The following is an 18234-nucleotide window of genomic DNA, read 5'->3' as shown; positions in this document are numbered from 1 at the left end:
CCGAAGCAGATCTCACGTGGGCAGCGGCCCGGACCTGCTCGCACGTGTGCATGACCGTTCGTATCGCGGTGATGACGACTTCTGGCTCGTGCGTGGCCTGCTGCTCGACACCTACCCGATCACTCCCGTGGACTTCAACTGGGAGATCCGGCGCTGGGACGGACAGCGCTTCTATCGCGAGCACCAGGACCCGGACCCCGATGCAGCTGCACGTATTCATCTCTGGGAGGGCGATGGCGGGCGGCTCGTCGGCGCGGTTCACGAGGAGGATGCCGGCAACGCCTTTCTCGAGCTGCACCCGGACTACCGCCACATCGAGGAGGAGATGATCGTGTGGGCCGAGGAGCACCTCGCCGTGACCACGGGCGATGGGGCGGGCAGGCAGCTGAACGTCTTCGCCTTCGACTACGACGTTGTCCGTCGAAGGATCCTGGAACGTCGGGGGTTCGAGAGGCTCCCGGGGGGAGCGGTGACGCGGCGCCTGCGACTCGGCAACCGCTCCGTGCCGACAGCGCAGCTGCCCCTCGGCTACAACCTGCGCACGACGCGGCCGGGGGTCGGAGACGCCCAGCGCATCGCAGACCTCCTCAACGCCGCCTTCGACCGCACCATCCACACTGCGGCCGAGTATCAGGCGTTCACCTCGAGCTCACCGTCCTTCCGACATGATCTCGATCTGGTCGCAGAAGGGCCGGACGGATCCTTCGCCGCCTACGCCGGCGTGACCTACGACAGCATCAACCGACGGGGCATCTTCGAGCCGGTGTGCACCGATCCTCGTCACCAGCGCCGCGGCCTGGCGCGCGCTCTCATGCTCGAGGGGATCCGGCGGGTGAGGGCGCTGGGAGCCGCCGATGTCTACGTCTCGACGGGCGACCAGAACCCGGCTGGTGAGCTCTATGACTCCGTGGGCTTCACCGAGTCCTACAGCGGCGCGTCGTGGCGACGGGCGTGGTAGCCCTCCGCCCCACGCGACGAGCGGGGAGGCCGACCGCGCAGGCAACGTGCGGATTCGGTGTGACACGCCGGGGCCGATAGCCTTCGGGACATGGCCGAGTACATCTACACCATGACCCGTGCCCGCAAGGCGCACAACGAGAAGGTCATCCTCGATGACGTCTCGATGTCGTTCTACCCGGGCGCCAAGATCGGCATGGTCGGCCCCAATGGCGCCGGCAAGTCGACCATCCTCAAGATCATGGCCGGCCTCGACCAGCCGTCCAACGGCGAGGCTCGCCTGGCTGTCGGTGCGACGGTCGGCATCCTCCTGCAGGAGCCACCGCTCAACGAGGAGAAGACCGTCCTCGGCAACGTGGAGGAGGGCGCCGGCGTCATCAAGGCCAAGCTCGACCGCTATAACGAGATCTCGGCCGAGATGGCCGACCCCGATGCCGACTACGACGCGCTGCTCAACGAGATGGGCAAGCTCCAGGAGGACATCGACCACGCCGACGCGTGGGACCTCGACAGCCAGCTCGAGCAGGCGATGGACGCCCTGCGCTGCCCGCCGCCGGACTCGCCGGTCACCAACCTCTCCGGTGGTGAGCGCCGCCGCGTGGCGCTGTGCAAGCTGCTCCTGCAGAAGCCCGACCTGCTCCTGCTCGACGAGCCCACCAACCACCTCGACGCCGAGTCGGTGCTGTGGCTCGAGCAGCACCTCGAGTCCTACCCGGGCGCCGTCATCGCCGTCACCCACGACCGCTACTTCCTCGACAACGTCGCCCAGTGGATCGCCGAGGTCGACCGCGGCCGCCTCTACCCCTACGAGGGCAACTACTCGACCTACCTCGAGAAGAAGTCCGAGCGTCTGACGATCCAGGGCAAGAAGGACGCGAAGCTCGCCAAGCGCCTCAAGACCGAGCTCGAGTGGGTGCGCAGCAACGCCAAGGGCCGACAGGTCAAGAGCAAGGCGCGCCTCGCTCGCTACGAGGAGATGGCGGCCGAGGCCGACCGCACCCGCAAGCTCGACTTCGAGGAGCTGCAGATCCCGCCGGGTCCGCGGCTCGGGTCCACTGTCATCGAGGTGAAGAACCTCAAGAAGGGCTTCGGCGACCGCGTCCTCATCGACAACCTGTCGTTCTCGCTGCCGCGCAACGGCATCGTCGGCGTCATCGGCCCCAACGGTGTCGGCAAGTCGACCCTCTTCAAGACGATCGTCGGCTTCGAGCAGCCCGACTCCGGCGAGGTGAAGATCGGCGACACCGTCAAGATCTCCTACGTCGACCAGGGCCGAGAGGGCCTCGACCCGAAGAAGAACCTCTGGGAGATCGTCTCCGACGGGCTCGACTACATGAAGGTCGGCCACGTCGAGATCCCGTCGCGCGCCTACGTCTCGCAGTTCGGCTTCAAGGGCCCCGACCAGCAGAAGCTGGCCGGCGTGCTCTCCGGCGGCGAGCGCAACCGCCTCAACCTCGCCCTGACCCTCAAGCAGGGCGGCAACCTGCTGCTGCTCGACGAGCCGACCAACGACCTCGACGTCGAGACGCTCGGGTCGCTCGAGAACGCCCTGCTCGAGTTCCCGGGCTGCGCCGTCGTCATCACCCACGACCGGTGGTTCCTCGACCGCATCGCGACGCACATCCTCGCCTACGAGGGCACTGAGGCCGACCCGGCCAGGTGGTACTGGTTCGAGGGCAACTTCGAGTCCTACGAGGCCAACAAGGTCGAGCGGCTCGGCCCCGAGGCGGCCCGTCCGCACCGGGTCACTTACCGCAAGCTGACGCGCGACTGAGTGGTGGACCTCGCAGGGCCCCGGCTTCGGCCGGGGCCCTGCGCCGTCAGATCCAGCCCTTGCGGCGGAAGACGACGTAGAGCAGGCCTCCGCCGCCGAGGATGACGGCAGAGCTGAGCAGCACCCCGGTCGGCTGGCCGAAGCCGGGGTAGGGCACGTTCTGGCCGAACCACCCGGTGACAGCCGTCGGCACGGCGATGATGGCCGCCCACCCCGTCAGCTTCTTCATCACCGTGTTGAGGCGCGCGTCCTGCAGCGACAGGTTGGTCTCGAAGATCGTCGTGATCATGTCGCGCAGCGACTCGGTCCACTCCGATGCCCGCAGCACGTGGTCGTAGAGGTCGTCGTAGAAGCCGTCGAGCTCCGTGCGCCGCTCGGCGAGCTCGCCCCGGTGGCGCAGCACGGCGTTGACGACATCGCGCATGGGCAGCACGACCCGGCGCAGCTCGACGAGCTCCTTGCGCAGCCGGTAGGTGCGCACCTGGACGGCATGGGTCTGGCCGCGCTCGTCGAAGAGCTGGTCCTCGAGGCTCTCGATGGCGTCGTCGAGGCGTTGGATCGTCTCGAAGTGTCCGTCGACCACGGTGTCGAGCAGGCCGTGGACGAGGGCGCCGACGCCGAGCCGGAGCAGCTCGGGGTCGTCGTTCCAGCGCTCGAGCACGGGGTCCATGTCGAAGCGTGCCGTGCTGCGCACGGTGATGACGCCGCGCGGCAGCACGAAGGCCGAGATGCGGCTCGTGTGCAGCCGGGACTCGCGCGAGCCCAGGACGTCGACCTCGTCGTCCGGCTGGAGCTCGGTCGCATAGACGGTGAGGAAGGTGTGCTTGGCGTGGCGCGTCGCCTTGGGCCGCTCGCCGCTGCTGATGGCGTCCTCGACGGCGTGCGGGTCGAGGTCGAGCTCGCGGGCGAGCGTCAGCAGGTCGCCGTGGTCGGGCTCGCAGAGATCGACCCAGACGAGCGAGCCCTCGCGCTCCAACAGCTCCGACACCTCGTCCAGCGCGAAGTCCTGCTCGACGACCTTGCCGTCCTCCCAGCGACGTGTCGTGATGCCTGGCCGCCCGTCCGTCGCGCCCGTCTCCGTGCCGCTGCTCGTGCCCACGCCCCAGTCCTACACCCAGGGCCGGGCGCGTCACGCGATGAGGGGGGTGACCTGGCGCGTCGTGGACCGCTCGCCGAGCGCCAGGGCCCAGGCCGCGGCGAGGCGACGCCCGACCTCGTCTGCCTGGTCGGGCGCCACGCAGAACGGCACCCGGACGAACCGGCCGAGCCCGCCCTCGACACCGAACTGGCCACCGCGGGCCAGCCGCACCCCCGCTGACTCGGCGACGCGGGCGAGGTCGTCGCCGCGGTCCTCGGGCAGCTCGCACCAGAGGTTGAGACCGCCGCCCGGCACCGTGAAGCGCCACTGCGGCACGTGCTTCCGCAGCGCATCGACGATCGCGTCGCGGCGGGCCCGCGCCTCGCGGCGCCGTTCGACGAGCAGGGCCTCACCCTGACGCAGCAGGTCGACGATGACGAGCTGCTCGAGGACTGCCGTGCCGAGGTCGAGGCTGTGCCGCGCCTCGATGACCCGCTCCACGGAGCCGAGCGGAGCACGGACCCAGCCGACCCGCAGCCCGCCCCACCACGTCTTGCCGGCGCTGCCGAGCGTGTAGGCCTCGGGGGCGGCGGTCGCGAAGGGCAGCTCCCGTCCCTGCCCGTTCGCCGCCGCGGCGGCACCGCCGTCGTCAGCGCCCTCGTCGATGCCCGGGTCGAGGCTCAGCTCGACGAAGGTCTCGTCGATGATCGGCACGGCTCGCGCCGCTCGCAGGACGTCGCCGACCGCCCGCCTGGTGGTGGCCGGCATCAGCAGTCCCGTGGGGTTCTGGTGGTCGGGGATGAGGTATGCCGCCCGCGCCCCGCTCTGACGCAGGCCGAGCTCGATGGAGCCGACGTCCCACCCCCGAGGCGTCAGCTGGGTGGGCACCGCTCGGTAGGACGAACGCCGCACTCCCACAATGGCATTGGGGTAGGTGGGGCTCTCGATGAGCACCCGGTCACCCACCTCCAGCTCGGCCCGCAGCACCGCGGAGAGACCCGCGTGCGCGCCGGACGTCATGACCACCTGCTCGGGGGTGGTCGGCAGCCCGCGGCCCTCGAACCACGCAGCGACGGCGGCGCGCGCCTCCGGCAGGCCGTGGGGGTGGTAGCCCGCCGTCGCGAGGTGGCGCGGCAGCTCCGAGAGGGCGCGCTCGTAGGCCGCGGTGACTCCCGCTGCGGCCGGGAGGGCGGCATACGTGAGGTCGATGACGTCGGGGGGCACGTCGGTGGGGATGAGGCCTGCCTGCGACAGTGCGAGTCCGGACGGGCCCGCCGGCAGGCAGACGACGCTGCCGGAGCCGCGCCGGGTCACGACGAAGCCCTCGTCGCGCAGGGCGTCGAGCGCCGCGCCGACGGTCGTGCGGGACAGGCCGAGCTCGGTCGTCAGGGTGCGTTCGCTCGGCAGCCGGGTGCCTACGAGGAGCCGCCCGTCGGAGACGAGGCGCCGGATGCCGTCGGCGAGGCCGCGGTAGGCCGGACGAGGCAAGGGGTCGGCCCCGAGGAGGAGGGCCAGTGAGCGGGCGGAGACGGTGCGCACCAGACCACTGTCGCACGATTGGCCCTTAATTCCGAGACCACTCCGCGTCAGACTGGTCGTCATGCGACGCCACGTCCCCCTGCGCAACCTCTCGCCACGCCAGCAGCTCCGTGCCGGGCGGCTGCCGCGGCGGCTCGTGCAGCTGCTCGTCGGGCTGACGCTCTACGGCGTCTCGATGGCGATGATGATCCGCTCGACGCTGGGGCTCGACCCGTGGGACGTCTTCCACGCCGGCATCGCGACGCACGTGCCGCTGAGCTTCGGCCAGGTGACGATCATCGTCGGTGTCCTCGTGCTGCTCCTCTGGGTGCCCCTGCGCCAGTGGCCCGGCCTCGGCACCATCGCCAACGTCGTCGTCATCGGGCTCGCGGCCGATGCCGGGCTCGCCCTCATCGCACCGCCGGAGGCGCTGTGGTCGCGAGCGCTCATGCTGGGGTCGGGGATCGTGCTCAACGGTGTCGCCGGCGGGCTCTACATCGGCAGCCAGCTCGGCCCCGGCCCCCGCGACGGCCTGATGACGGGCTTCGCCCGCCGTGCCGGGCTGTCGATCCGTCTCGTGCGCACGACGATCGAGGTCGTCGTGCTCGGGGTGGGCTGGCTGCTCGGTGGGCCCGTGGGCCTCGGCACCGTGCTGTATGCCGTGACCATCGGCCCGCTCGTCCAGTTCTTCCTGCCCCGGCTGACCGTCGACCTCGGACCGGACATCACCCCGGCCGTCACGGACCGCGGGATGATCCTGCTCGAGGACCGCGCCTGAGCCGTCAGGCCACCAGCGCGTGCAACCGCGCGACCGACCTCGGCCACGACGCCGCGAGACCGGAGGCGACGCCGAGGACGACGGCAGGTGAGAGCAACCCGTCGACGACGATGCGCTGGCCGAGCCGGCAGCCCGGCTCCCCACCGGCGGTCGTCGCCGGGTCGACGGTCCACTCGACGGTCATCGCCCCCGACGGGATCGGCTGTTCGATGGCGAGGCGACGCTCCGGCACGTGCGCGGTCACCCGCATCGGCGGCGCCGTGCGGCGGTGGAGCGCGCCGGACAGGCGGCCCGCGGGCTCGTACCTGAGGCGCGCCCCCACCGTCACCGGCTCGGTCATGACGACCGGTCCGACGGCGTCGCACCACTCGGGCCAGCGCCGTGGGTCCCCGACGACACCCCACAGCACGGACGGCGGGCAGGCGAAGTCCTCGCCGGCGGTGCGCTCCCAGACCATCGCCCCAACGTAGCCGAGCCCGGTTGAGGCCGGTCGCGGCCACCGGCCGCACCGGCCGCACGGGGCGGGTTCAGGCGGGCAGGTCGTTGACCGCGCGATAGCCCTCCTGGACCGCTGAGTGGAAGTAGGCGAAGCCCTGCGAGTCGGCGTTGGCGATGGCCACGTTGCGGAACGGTGCCTTGCCGCGGCGCTGCGGCTGGTCGGCATACGCCCCGTAGAGCGAGGGGTCCCAGAGCGAGGTGAGCTCGTGGGCGTAGCCGTAGTTCCAGCGGTTGACCATGAGCTCGTCGATGTCGCGCTCCGGGTCGAAGTCACCGCCCTGGGTGTTCACGACGCGGCCGATCATGTCGTAGAGGGAGGACTCGAGGTCGGCGAGGCTCATCCCGAGCAGCTTCTGCCGCCCGACCTCGTAGGCGCCGAGCTGTGGCGTCGTCGTGTGGCCGGTGGCCACGACCTGGAAGTTGAGGACGGCCGGCTGAGAGGGGGTGTTGGGTGTGGGGCCGTAGACGGAGCCGAAGCGCGAGCCGACCGTGAGGCTGATGCTGTCCCAGAAGAGGCTGTTGCCTCGCGGGCTGATGTTGCTGACCCTGGCATCGGCGAACGCCCTCCAGTTGTTGAGGGAGGCTCGCCCGTAGATGAGGGGGACCTTGCGGGCGTAGCAGAGGTCGGCCACCTGCTGCGTGCCGAGTCCCTTGACCACCTGCGCCGTCACGCGGTTCCAGCAGGCCATGACCACGTGCGTCGCGTGGACGAAGGAGGCCGCGCCCGTGACGGTGTCCTCGTACTCGACCTTTGCCAGGTCGCCCCGCCGCTCGGCAGGTTTGACCTGGTAGACGAACGAGTTGAGCCGCAGACGCACCGGCTGGCCCGGGCGGTCCAGCTGGGAGTAGTCGCACCTCGCGGTGACGACGTTCTCCTGGTCGGGCGTGCCGTCGGGGAAGCTCGCCGGGATGAGACGGCTGACGAGCATGCGGGCCGGCGAGGCGTTGCCGTCCGGCCACGCCCGACCCGGCAGGTCGGTGCCGGTCTGGTTGTCCATCTGCGGGGTGCGCCCCAGACCGGGGAAGCCGGTGTTCGCGACCTCCTCCGGGTCCGGCAGGAGGTTTGCTGCGGAGAACCCGGGCCGGCCGAGCATGTAGTTGTCGGCGGCCGAAGTGCACTGGGCACCCGCGCCGAGCAGCCCGTGAGAGCCACGCTGGTACTCGACCACGGCCTCGGCCGGAGCCCCGAGGTAGTCGGTCAGCCACCCCGTGTAGGAGATCGTGGTCAGCAGGTGCAGGCGCTGGGCCGGCGTCATGCCCGGTCCGTGCTTCGCCGCGATCCAGTCGGTGGTCGTGTCGGTCTGGATCCGGACGATGGCGTCCTTCGCGGCCTGCGAGTAGGGCAGCCTGGCGACGTACGCGGTCCACCCGGCGGCGGTGTTGGGCTCGAACCGCGTGCGCTGCACCGTGTCGGCACCCCAGTCCTCCTTGGGGAAGAGCAGGCGGTTGGTCAGGCCGTAGCTGCTCGGCAGCCCCGGGCCCTGAGTGGACGGGAACGCTTTGAGATCGACGCCGAGGTAGTTGATGAGGTCGAGCGCCGCTTGGCTGGGCGGCACGTCGAGCTGGGCTCCGGAGGTGCTGCCCCAGGTGTTCGGGCTGTCGAAGTTCACGGCGCCGCCGTTGCGCAGCATCATGACGTCGGCGCCGTTGGTGGCGTCCTCGACGTGGAACTCGTTGCGGTGGGCGTGCCCGCCGAAGTCCGCAAGAGGGTCGAGGAGCAGGATCGTGGAGCTCGCACCGAAGCGGTCGCGGTAGTACTTGGCGGCTGCGAGGCCGCTGACGCCGGCGCCGACGATGACGCAGTCGTAGGTCTCCTTGACGTTCTTGCTCGGTCGCTTGATGCCGGGGCCACCCACGGCACTGTGCACGTCGGTCGGCTGCGGAAGGCCGTCGACCTGGATGACCCGCTGGATGACGGCATCCGGCTCCCCGGTGATGCCGGTGGAGCGGGGCGGGTAGTAGCCGGACGGGAGCGCCCCTGAGGCGGAGCGCCGGGCGAGAGTCGCGGCCTCGGCGCCCGTCATGCCCGGCGAGGCGGCGGCGAAGGCGAGGCCGGCACCGCTGATGGCGACGCCGTCGAGGAACTGTCGGCGGGTGATGCCCTTGCGCCGGCCGGCGGGCCGGCCGGGAGGTGGTTGCTGGTGCTCGTTGTCGGACACGGTCTCTCCCTCTGTCTGTGAACGTCGTCGTTCCCGGCGCAGGCTAGGGGCGTTCCGTCACGACTTCGTCAACACCGATCTGCTCGTGAGGGGCCAGGAGTGCAGGACCCGGCAGTCACCGGGCGCATACCAAGCGAGGTCGAGACGCTCCGCCCGGCAGTGCGCGGGCAGGTGCTGCGCGACGAGGGAGCGCGTCGACTCCTGCGTCACCGAGTGCGAGAGGGCGTCGAGCGTCAGGTGCGGCACGACGCGACCGAACTCCCCGGCATACGGCGGGCAGTGGGGGAAGGCCCGCCACAGGCGCTCGGTGAGCGCCTCGAAGGGACGCAGCGGTCGGGGGAGCAGGTGGACGATGCCGTTGGGGAAGACGCCAACCTCGTCCAAGGTGAAGTCGAATGCCGTTGTGTCAGTGGCGATCTCGGCAACCCTGGCGAGGCTCTCGGTGTCGAGGTCGTCGGGGTGGAGGAAGGGGCCGAGAGCGGTGACGTGGGCGTGCACGAAACGTGGGTCGGGCGAGACGTAGTCGCGGTCGTAGTGCTCGGTCCGGGCCCGCACGAACGGCTCGAGCTCGGGCACGGGCACGAGGAGGACAGTGTGGCCGGTGTGGCCGGTCACTCCGGCACCGCCGCCGACCCCGGCACCGCCGTCGATGCCGGCACCGCCGTCGATGCCGTCAGCGCCCGGCGCCGACGAGGCGGAGCGCGAGCGCGGCGTTCGTCGCACCGATCTCGGTCGGGGTGCGCTTGATGGTGGGGGAGTACCACCGGGCGACGTCGACGGCGATGGAGAGCAGGGCGAGAGCGGTGTCGGCGCTGTCGTCGACCGAGAAGGTGCCGTCGGCGACGCCCCGGTCGAGCACGTCGCGCACGAGGGAGTCCATCTCCTTGCGCAGCGCCAGCACCTCGGCATGGTGCTCGGGCGTGAGGTGGTGGTGCTCGTACTGCACGACGCGCGCCACCTGGTACTGCTCGACGTGCCACTCGGTGAAGCGGGCCATCAGCGTCTCGAGCTGCTCGGTCGGCGTCGAGCCCTCGCTGATCGCACGTCGCAGCAGGCGCAGGGCTGACTCGTGGCCGCTGCGGCTGAGGTTGAAGAGCAGCTCCTCCTTGGAGCCGAAGTGCACGTAGACGCCGGCGGGCGACAGGCCCGCACCCGACGCGATGTCGCGGGTCGTCGTCGCGTGGAAACCCTTCTCGGCGAAGGCCTGGGCGGCGGCCTGCATGAGCCGGTCGACCGTCGACGCGTCGGGGTCCGACGTTGCGGTGGGACTCATGGGGGGAGTCGCGGGCTGGGTCCGCGCGGGACTCGTCGCGTGGCTACTGAGTGGCTGCGGCACGTTGACAGCATGCCGCAGGGGAGAGAAACTAAGCAAGCGCTTAGTTACCTGTCGGTACGGCGCCTCGCACCCAGAGATCACGCCCGATGGAGGACGGATGCCCCGCAACATCTATGACGAGGACCACGAGGCGATGCGCGCGTCGGCGCGCGAGTTCGTCGCCCGCACGCTCGCGCCGCGCGCCGAGGAGATGATCGAGGGCAAGTCGATCCCGCGCGACATCTGGCTCGAGGCCGGCAAGCAGGGCTTCTTCGGCCTCGACATCCCCGAGGAGTTCGGCGGTGCCGGTGTCGACGACTACCGCTTCAACGCCGTCGTCGCCGAGGAGATGTCGCGCTTCAACGCGGCGACGAGCTCCTGCTTCGGCATCCACTCCGACGTGTGCCCGCCCTACATCGTCGACCTCGGCACCGAGGAGCAGAAGCAGCGCTGGCTGCCCGGCATGGCGAGCGGCGAGCTCGTCTGCGCCATCGCGATGACCGAGCCGTCCGGCGGCTCCGACCTCGCGGCGCTCAAGACCACTGCCGTCCGCGACGGCGACTCGTGGATCCTCAACGGCTCCAAGACCTTCATCACCAACGGCTACCAGGCCGACCTCGTCATCGTCGCCGCCCGCACCGACCCGTCGAAGGGCGCCAAGGGCATCACCCTGCTCATGGTCGAGCGGGGGATGGAGGGCTTCGTCAACGGGCGCAAGCTCGACAAGGTGGGCATGGACGAGTCCGACACCGCCGAGCTCTTCTTCGAGAACGTCCGCGTGCCCGACGAGAACCGTCTCGGCGAGGAGGGCATGGGCTTCATCGCGATGATGCAGCGTCTGCCGCAGGAGCGCGTCGGGGCCGCGGTCTCCAACGTCGCCCACGCGAAGGCGATCCTCGAGGAGACGATCCAGTACGCCAAGGACCGCAAGGCCTTCGGCCAGCCGATCGGCGCCTTCCAGCACAACAAGTTCCTCATGGCCGAGCTCGTCACGAAGATCGAGGTCGCCGAGGCCTACGTCGACGACTGCGTCGCGGCGCACGCCGAGGGCAAGCTGTCGGCCGTCGACGCCGCCAAGGCCAAGTGGTGGAGCTCGCAGGTTCAGAACGACGTGCTCGACCACTGCGTGCAGCTGCACGGCGGCTACGGCTTCATGAACGAGTACCGCGTGGCGCGTGCCTGGCGCGACGCGCGCGTGACGAAGATCTGGGCCGGCTCCAACGAGATCATGAAGGAGCTCATCGGCCGGGACCTCGGCTTCTGATGGGGGCGCACGAGGGAGCCGTCGCGATCGTCACCGGCGCGAGCCGCGGCATCGGGCTGGGCATCGCTCACCGGCTCGTCGCCGAGGGCGCCAAGGTCGTCATCACCGCGCGCAAGCCTGAGGCGCTCGCAGCAGCCGTCGAGGAGCTCGGCGGCTCGGCGCACGCTCTCGGCGTGGCCGGCAACGCGGCTGACGAGGCCCACCAGGACGAGGTCATCGCCACGGCGCACGAGACCTTCGGCGGGCTGCACCTGCTCGTCAACAACACCGGCATCAACCCGGTCTACGGGCCGATGGTCGACACCGACCTCGACGTCGCCCGGAAGGTGCTCGACGTCAACGTCGTCGCGGCCTTCTCGTGGATCACAAAGGCGATCGCATCGGGCTTCGGCGACGCCGAGCACCCGGCTGCCGTGGTCAACCTCGCCTCGGTCGCCGGGCAGGGCGCCTCCGGTGTCATCGGGTGGTACGGCGTGTCCAAGGCCGCGCTCATCCACCTGACGACCGAGCTCGGCTTCGAGCTCGGCCCCGACGTGCGGGTCAACGCCGTCGCGCCCGCCGTCGTCAAGACGAAGTTTGCCGAAGCGCTCTACGAGGGGCGTGAGGAGAAGGTCGTGCGCGCCTACCCGATGAAGCGGCTCGGCCTCCCCGAGGACGTCGCGGGCGCGGTCAGCTTCCTGCTCAGCCGCGACGCGTCGTGGATCACCGGGCAGACCCTGACGATCGATGGCGGTGTCACTCTCGGCGGCGGCCTCTAGCCGAGTTCCACGAGGTATACCGCTGGGCCGGGACAGTCCGCCGTCGCGTGGTCCCGGCCCAGCGGCCGACCGGCTCTGGCGGGCTCAGCCCAGAGCGCCCGCTCAGAAGCGCAGGAGCGCTGCGACCCGGCCCGGCACGGGCAGCACGCCGATCGGCACGCAGCGGCCCCCGTGGCGGACCGTGTCGACGATCGCCTTGTCGATGAGGGAGTCCTCGGCAGGCTCTGCGTCCGGTCTCGCGGCTGGGTCCACGAACAGCGTGTCGACGCGACCGTCCCGCGCGGCCAGAAGGACCTCCGCCGGCTCTCGTGCGGTGCGTCCCGTCCCATCGAGCTCCTGGAAGTGGTCACGCAGAGCCTGGTCACGGCGGTCGATGTCGGCAGCGATGAGCTGCCACGCGGCGGCGTGCAGCTCCTCCGACGTGCGGTGCTCCGGATTTCCCTCGACGACGGCGTCCCAGAGCGCCGGGTAGCGGCTCACCCGACGGTAGATCGGCAGGTAGTAGCCGACGCTCGCCAGCACGAGCGGATCGCTCCGAGAGCCGAAGCGCTCGACGAGAGGCTCGTCCACCGCCCGGAAGTAGCGCTCGAGCGCGGCCTTGTCGTAGTCGGCCTCGTTGCCCTGCCCGTGGACCTGCTGCTCACCGCGCACGCCGGTGCGACCGGTCGAGTGGGACTGCCCGTGCCGCTCCGTCTCCTCCTGCGGGATGGCCTCGTTCATGGAGGCAGGGATCGCGCCGAGGGACACCTCGCGCACACCCTCCCGCGTGCCGTGCAGGAGCCGGACCGCGTTCTGCGCGAGGGCGAGAACGAGGAAACCACTGGTGGGGGACAGGAGCGGGACGAGGGGGCGTAGGCGGAAGACCGGTCCCACCGCCACCTCCTCGGACAGCTCGACCGGGAGACGGAGGTGCGCCGCGAAGGTCGGTGCGGTGAAGAGTGCGAGGGAGGGCCCCTGGGACTGCCAGAAGTCGTGGTCGCTCTCGAGGTCCTTCAGCGGCTCGAGGAGGTCTGCCGCGACCTGGTGGTCGATGCCGGCCGCGGCGAGCTGCTCGGCAGCCTCCCGAGCCTGGGTGCGCAGCCGGGACGGCCCGAGTCTCGTGTCCGGACCGAAGACGCTGGTGTGCAGGTAGAAGGTGACGCACGGTCCTTCGACCTCACTGAGCCGGAGCAGGCTGTCTGCGGAGGCGAGGTCCATCTCGTCCCAAGGCGGGGTGTGGGGGACATGCGGCAGGTGGGTGATCATCACGGACTCCTCTGGGTGGGCTCGGCAGGTCCGGGCTCCCTCACTCCCATGCCAGCAGGACGGCAGTAACTGAGGCAGGGCCCTAGGTCCCGGCGCTCTCCACAGGGCCCCGAGGCTCCCCGGCTCGGCCTGCGAGCGGCCCTGGCGAGCGTGGCCGCGCGACGCGGCATACCCCGTGGTTGTGCACCGGGGTGCTGGGCAGGCAAGAATGGCCCCTGCGGCCACTGTCGTCCGCTCGTCGCCACGCCGTGGCGCCGTGGCCCCGTGCCGCGACCGACGACGGAAGAAGGTCCATGGAGATCTGGCCCGGCAAGCCCTACCCCCTCGGCGCAACCTATGACGGATCGGGTGTGAACTTTGCCGTCTTCTCCGAGGTGGCAGAGCGCATCGAGCTCTGTCTCATCGACGACGACTTCGTCGAGACCCGCATCGACCTCCCCGAGACCGACGGTTTCGTGTGGCACGGCTACGTGCCCTACGTGCAACCCGGACAGCGCTACGGCTTCCGGGTGCACGGCCCCTACGCCCCGGACAAGGGGCACCGCTGCAACCCGAGCAAGTTCCTGCTCGACCCCTACGCCAAGGCGATCGAGGGGCAGGCCGAGAACGACCAGTCGCTCTACTCCTACACGTTCGGCGACCCCAAGGCCGCGACGACGACGAAGATCAACCTCGACGACAGCGTGCGGCACACGATGCACTCGGTCGTCATCAACCCGTTCTTCGACTGGGGCGACGACCGGCCGCCGCGTCACGAGTACCACGAGAGCGTCATCTACGAGGCCCACGTCAAGGGCCTGTCGATGATGCACCCCGAGATCCCGGAGGAGATCCGCGGCACCTATGCGGCCATCGCCCACCCCGCGATGATCAAGCACCTCAGCGAGCTCGGCATCACCGCCATCGAGCTCATGCCGGTGCACCAGTTCGTCCAGGACGCGCCGCTGATCGACCGCGGACTGTCGAACTACTGGGGCTACAACACGATCGGCTTCCTCGCGCCGCACAACGCCTACGCGGCCGGTGGGCAGCGCGGGCAGCAGGTGCTCGAGTTCAAGGCGATGGTCAAGGCCCTGCACGCCGCGCACATCGAGGTGATCCTCGACGTCGTCTACAACCACACCGCCGAAGGCAACCACCTGGGCCCGACGCTCGCCTTCCGCGGGCTCGACAACAACAGCTACTACCGGCTGGTGAGCGACGACCTCACGCACTACTACGACACGACGGGCACGGGCAACAGCCTCCTCATGCGCAGCCCGCACGTGCTGCAGCTCATCATGGACTCGCTGCGCTACTGGGTCACCGAGATGCACGTCGACGGCTTCCGCTTCGACCTCGCCGCGACGCTGGCGCGCCAGTTCCACGAGGTCGACAAGCTCTCGGCCTTCTTCGACCTCATCCAGCAGGACCCCGTCGTCAGCCAGGTCAAGCTCATCGCCGAACCGTGGGACGTCGGCGAGGGTGGCTACCAGGTCGGCAACTTCCCGCCCCTGTGGACCGAGTGGAACGGAAAGTACCGCGACACGGTTCGCGACTTCTGGCGCGGCGAAGGCGGCGCACTCGGCGAGTTCGCTTCTCGCTTCACGGGATCCAGCGACCTCTACGAGCACTCCGGCCGCAAGCCGATCGCGTCGATCAACTTCGTCACCGCCCACGACGGCTTCACCCTGCGCGACCTCGTGTCCTACAACGACAAGCACAACGAGGCAAACGGTGAGGGCAACAACGACGGCGAGAGCCACAACCGCTCGTGGAACTGTGGCGTCGAGGGGCCGACGAACGACCCGAAGGTCCGTGACCTGCGCCTGCGCCAGCAGCGCAACTTCATCACGACGCTGCTGCTCTCGCAGGGCGTGCCGATGCTGCTTCACGGCGACGAGCTCGGTCGCACGCAGGGCGGCAACAACAACGGCTATTGCCAGGACAACGACATCTCGTGGATCCAGTGGGTGCTCGACAGCGACGACCAGAAGCTGCTCACCTTCACGCAGTCGGTCGTCAAGCTCCGCCGTGAGCACCCGGTCTTCCGCCGGCGCCGCTTCTTCGCCGGCAGCGCCGACCACGGTGGCGAGAGCGAGCTGGGTGACATCGCCTGGTTCACGCCGGATGCCGAGCACATGGACGAGGACGCCTGGCGCAACGGCCTCGCCAAGTCGCTGATGGTCTTCCTCAACGGCTCGGCCATCCCGGGGCCCGACCCGCGCGGCAACCCCGTCCTCGACGACTCGTTCCTCGTGATGTTCAACGCCTACAGCGAGCCGCTCAGCTTCACGCTGCCGGACGAGGAGTACGGCTCGGAGTGGATCCCTGTCGTCGACACGGCCGCCCATGACCTCGAGAGCCACTCGCTCGACCCGTCGTGGCAGATCCAGGTGCAGCCACGCAGCATCGTCGTGCTCCGGTGCCCGCGCGTGATCGTGCCGGCGAGCGTCCCGGGGCTCACGGAGGAGGCCACCGCGTGACCGAGCGACCGATCGTCTCGACCCACCGGCTCCAGCTCGAGCCCGACTTCACTCTCGATGATGCGGTGGCGCAAGTGGATCACCTTGCGACACTGGGGGTTTCGCACCTCTACCTGTCGCCGATCCTCCAGGCGTCGGCCGGCTCGAAGCACGGCTACGACGTCATCGACCACACGGCCGTGGCCGAGGGCCTCGGTGGTGACGAGGCCTTCGCCCGTCTCGTGGCGGCCGCCCACGCGGCCGGCCTCGGTGTCGTCGTCGACGTCGTGCCCAACCACATGACGACTCCGACGCCGCTGTGGCTCAACCGGCCGCTGTGGTCGGTGCTGCGCGAGGGTCGCGGGTCGTCGTATGCGTCGTGGTTCGACATCGACTGGGACGCCCAGGGCGGTCGCATCCTCATGCCCGTGCTCGGTGCGCCGCTCGACGAGGTGCTCGCTGCCGGTGACATCACCCTCGGTGACCACGAGGGGGAGCCGGTGGTGCGCTACTACGACCACGTCTTCCCCCTCGCAGCGGGGAGCGACACCGAAGCGCCCATCGGCGAGCTGGTCGAGGCGCAGCACTACCGCCTCGCGTCCTGGACGATCGCCGACGACGAGCTCAACTACCGACGGTTCTTCGACGTCACCTCGCTCATCGCGGTGCGGGTCGAGGAGCCCGAGGTCTTCGACGAGACCCATCGACTGCTGATCGACGGCATCCGGTCGGGCGCCATCGACGGCCTGCGCATCGACCACCCGGACGGGCTGGCCGACCCTGAGGGCTATCTCGAGCGGCTCGCCGAGGTCACCGACGGCGCGTGGGTCGTCGTCGAGAAGATCCTCGAGGGCGACGAGCGGCTGCCGGCTGGCTGGCGCACGGCCGGCACCACCGGCTACGACGCGTTGCTGCGGGTCGGCGGGCTCTTCGTCGACCCCGACGGAGCAGGCCCGCTCGACGACCTGTCGGCCCAGCTGCTCGGCGAGCACCAGGACCTCGAGGCGATCATCACCGAGTCGAAGCGCTGGGTCGTGCAGGTCATGCTCGCGGCCGAGGTGAGCCGGCTCATGCGGCTCGTCGCGCGTGCCCGGCCCGACCTCGAGCAGGCGGCAGCCCGCGAGGTGGTCGAGGCGATGCTCGTCGGCATGGATCGCTACCGCGTCTACATCCGTCCCGGTGTGCCCGCCTCTGCGGCCGACGCAGCCGAGCTCGAGTCGACGGTGGCGCGAGGGGCGCGACCTGGGGTGGAGCTGCCGCGCGCGGTCGTCGAGGCCGTCATCGACCTGGCTCTGGGGCAGGCATCGCCGGTCGAAGCTGCCGCCCAGGACGAGTTCGTCGTGCGCTTCCAGCAGACCTGCGGGCCGGCGATGGCCAAGGCCATCGAGGACACCGCCTACTACCGCTACGTGCGCCTCGTCGGGCTCAACGAGGTCGGCGGCGACCCCACCCGCGTGGGGGTGTCGACGAGCACCTTCCACGCCTTCGCGCGGGGCCTGCTGGAGCGCTCACCCCGCACGATGACGACGCTGTCGACCCACGACACGAAGCGCGCCGAGGACGTGCGGGCGCGGCTCGCGGTCCTCGCCGAGCGACCTGCCGCGTGGGCCGAGTGGCTCGCCGAGGCCCGCCGCCTCGCGGTCGACCTGCGCTCCGACGAGCTCGACGTCCTCACCGAGTACTTCCTCTGGCAGACCGCCGTCGGCGCGTGGCCGATCAGCGAGGAGCGGCTGCAGGCCTACGCGCTCAAGGCGATTCGCGAGTCGAAGCTCTTCACGCGCTGGACCGAGCCCAACACCGCCTACGAGTCGGCGGTCGAGTTCTTCGTCGCCGGTCTCGTGTCGACGCCGGAGATCGTGAGTCACCTCGAGTCGTGGGTGGAGGCCACGGGCGTCGAGACCCGCGCCAACGTGCTCGGGCAGAAGCTCGTGCAGCTGACGATGCCCGGCGTGCCCGACGTCTACCAGGGCACCGACCTCGTCGACCTCTCGCTCGTCGACCCCGACAACCGTCGCCTGGTCGACTACGACGAGCGGCGCCGGCGGCTCGCGCGACTCGACGCAGGCGTCGTGCCATCGGACCTCCACGACGAGAAGCTCCTCGTCACGGCGGCCGCCCTGCGCACGCGGCGTGAGTGGTCCGAGTGCTTCGTCGGGCCCGAGGCCGGCTACCAGCCGCTCGAGACGACGAGCCCGTATGCCGTCGCCTTCGGTCGCGGCGCGGGCGACGGCATCGACGTGGTGACCGTCGTGACCCGACTCGCGGGCCGTCTGCGCGACGCTGGGGGCTTCGGCGACTCGACGCTGACGCTGCCGGACGGCGAGTGGACCGACGTGCTCGCGCAGCAGACCGTCGATGGCGGGGCCGTTCAGCTGGCGTCGCTCGTCGGCGATCCCGACGGGCTGCCTGTCGCGCTGCTGGTGCGGGTAGGGGAAGAGGTGTGAGC

The 18234-nt window shown here is 70.2% G+C and carries 14 protein-coding genes; 7 read left to right on the top strand and 7 right to left on the bottom strand.

The annotated features are described in order from the left end of the window. The first annotated feature begins 16 nt into the window (after window positions 1-16). Window positions 17-958 (top strand): GNAT family N-acetyltransferase, encoded by a 942-nt coding sequence (locus FHX52_RS07935; RefSeq protein ID WP_141821397.1) that lies wholly within the window; start codon window positions 17-19, stop codon window positions 956-958. A 90-nt stretch (window positions 959-1048) separates the two neighbouring features. Continuing rightward, window positions 1049-2731, top strand: a complete 1683-nt coding sequence (ettA, locus tag FHX52_RS07930; RefSeq protein WP_141821396.1) for an energy-dependent translational throttle protein EttA — start codon at window positions 1049-1051, stop codon at window positions 2729-2731. A 46-nt stretch (window positions 2732-2777) separates the two neighbouring features. Here the strand turns inward: ettA and FHX52_RS07925 are convergent, their stop codons facing one another. After that, window positions 2778-3830, bottom strand: coding sequence for a magnesium transporter CorA family protein (locus FHX52_RS07925; protein WP_246069671.1), 1053 nt, complete (start codon window positions 3828-3830; stop codon window positions 2778-2780). A gap of 30 nt (window positions 3831-3860) precedes the next feature. Continuing rightward, the gene (gene yczR / locus FHX52_RS07920) at window positions 3861-5348 is read right to left on the bottom strand and encodes a MocR-like transcription factor YczR (RefSeq protein ID WP_141821395.1); all 1488 of its coding nucleotides are present in this window, start codon (window positions 5346-5348) and stop codon (window positions 3861-3863) included. A gap of 61 nt (window positions 5349-5409) precedes the next feature. Between yczR and yczE the strand changes: the two genes are divergently transcribed. Further along, window positions 5410-6105 carry a membrane protein YczE gene (gene yczE, locus FHX52_RS07915; protein ID WP_141821394.1) on the top strand — a complete coding sequence of 232 codons (696 nt, stop codon included), beginning with the start codon at window positions 5410-5412 and terminating at the stop codon, window positions 6103-6105. Between the two features lie 4 nt (window positions 6106-6109). Here yczE and FHX52_RS07910 read toward each other — a convergent pair whose 3' ends face one another. The 4 genes from FHX52_RS07910 to FHX52_RS07895 form a co-directional block, all read right to left on the bottom strand. Further along, window positions 6110-6562 carry an SRPBCC family protein gene (locus FHX52_RS07910; protein ID WP_185747115.1) on the bottom strand — a complete coding sequence of 151 codons (453 nt, stop codon included), beginning with the start codon at window positions 6560-6562 and terminating at the stop codon, window positions 6110-6112. 70 nt (window positions 6563-6632) lie between these two features. Continuing rightward, the gene (locus FHX52_RS07905; protein ID WP_141821392.1) at window positions 6633-8762 is read right to left on the bottom strand and encodes an NAD(P)-binding protein; all 2130 of its coding nucleotides are present in this window, start codon (window positions 8760-8762) and stop codon (window positions 6633-6635) included. Window positions 8763-8819: 57 nt separating this feature from the next. Then, the gene (locus tag FHX52_RS07900; RefSeq protein WP_246069670.1) at window positions 8820-9485 is read right to left on the bottom strand and encodes a 2'-5' RNA ligase family protein; all 666 of its coding nucleotides are present in this window, start codon (window positions 9483-9485) and stop codon (window positions 8820-8822) included. After that, window positions 9436-10035 (bottom strand): TetR/AcrR family transcriptional regulator, encoded by a 600-nt coding sequence (locus FHX52_RS07895; protein WP_141821391.1) that lies wholly within the window; start codon window positions 10033-10035, stop codon window positions 9436-9438. The genes FHX52_RS07900 and FHX52_RS07895 overlap by 50 nt, the downstream gene beginning before the upstream one ends. Window positions 10036-10195: 160 nt before the next feature. Between FHX52_RS07895 and FHX52_RS07890 the strand changes: the two genes are divergently transcribed. Further along, window positions 10196-11341, top strand: coding sequence for an acyl-CoA dehydrogenase family protein (locus tag FHX52_RS07890; protein WP_141821390.1), 1146 nt, complete (start codon window positions 10196-10198; stop codon window positions 11339-11341). Beyond that, the gene (locus tag FHX52_RS07885) at window positions 11341-12099 is read left to right on the top strand and encodes an SDR family oxidoreductase (protein ID WP_141821389.1); all 759 of its coding nucleotides are present in this window, start codon (window positions 11341-11343) and stop codon (window positions 12097-12099) included. Before FHX52_RS07890 ends, FHX52_RS07885 begins: the two co-directional genes overlap by 1 nt. Before the next feature lie 102 nt (window positions 12100-12201). On the opposite strand, the gene FHX52_RS07880 is transcribed toward FHX52_RS07885, so the two are convergent. Beyond that, on the bottom strand, window positions 12202-13344 hold the full coding sequence (locus tag FHX52_RS07880) for a baeRF3 domain-containing protein (protein WP_141821388.1): 1143 nt from the start codon (window positions 13342-13344) through the stop codon (window positions 12202-12204). Window positions 13345-13637: 293 nt separating this feature from the next. On the opposite strand from FHX52_RS07880, the gene glgX reads away from it, so the two are divergent. Together glgX and treY are read left to right on the top strand one after the other, a co-directional pair. Further along, window positions 13638-15809, top strand: a complete 2172-nt coding sequence (gene glgX, locus FHX52_RS07875) for a glycogen debranching protein GlgX (RefSeq protein WP_141821387.1) — start codon at window positions 13638-13640, stop codon at window positions 15807-15809. Further along, a complete protein-coding gene (gene treY / locus FHX52_RS07870; RefSeq protein WP_141821386.1) occupies window positions 15806-18232 on the top strand; it encodes a malto-oligosyltrehalose synthase in 2427 nt (808 codons plus the stop codon). The genes glgX and treY overlap by 4 nt, the downstream gene beginning before the upstream one ends. The last annotated feature ends 2 nt before the right edge of the window (window positions 18233-18234 follow it).

The sequence above is a fragment of the Humibacillus xanthopallidus genome (assembly GCF_006717145.1).
Classification (GTDB): Bacteria; Actinomycetota; Actinomycetes; order Actinomycetales; family Dermatophilaceae; genus Humibacillus; species Humibacillus xanthopallidus.
Note: the sequence above shows the minus strand (reverse complement) of the source record. Positions and strands in the feature narration are given on the sequence as shown.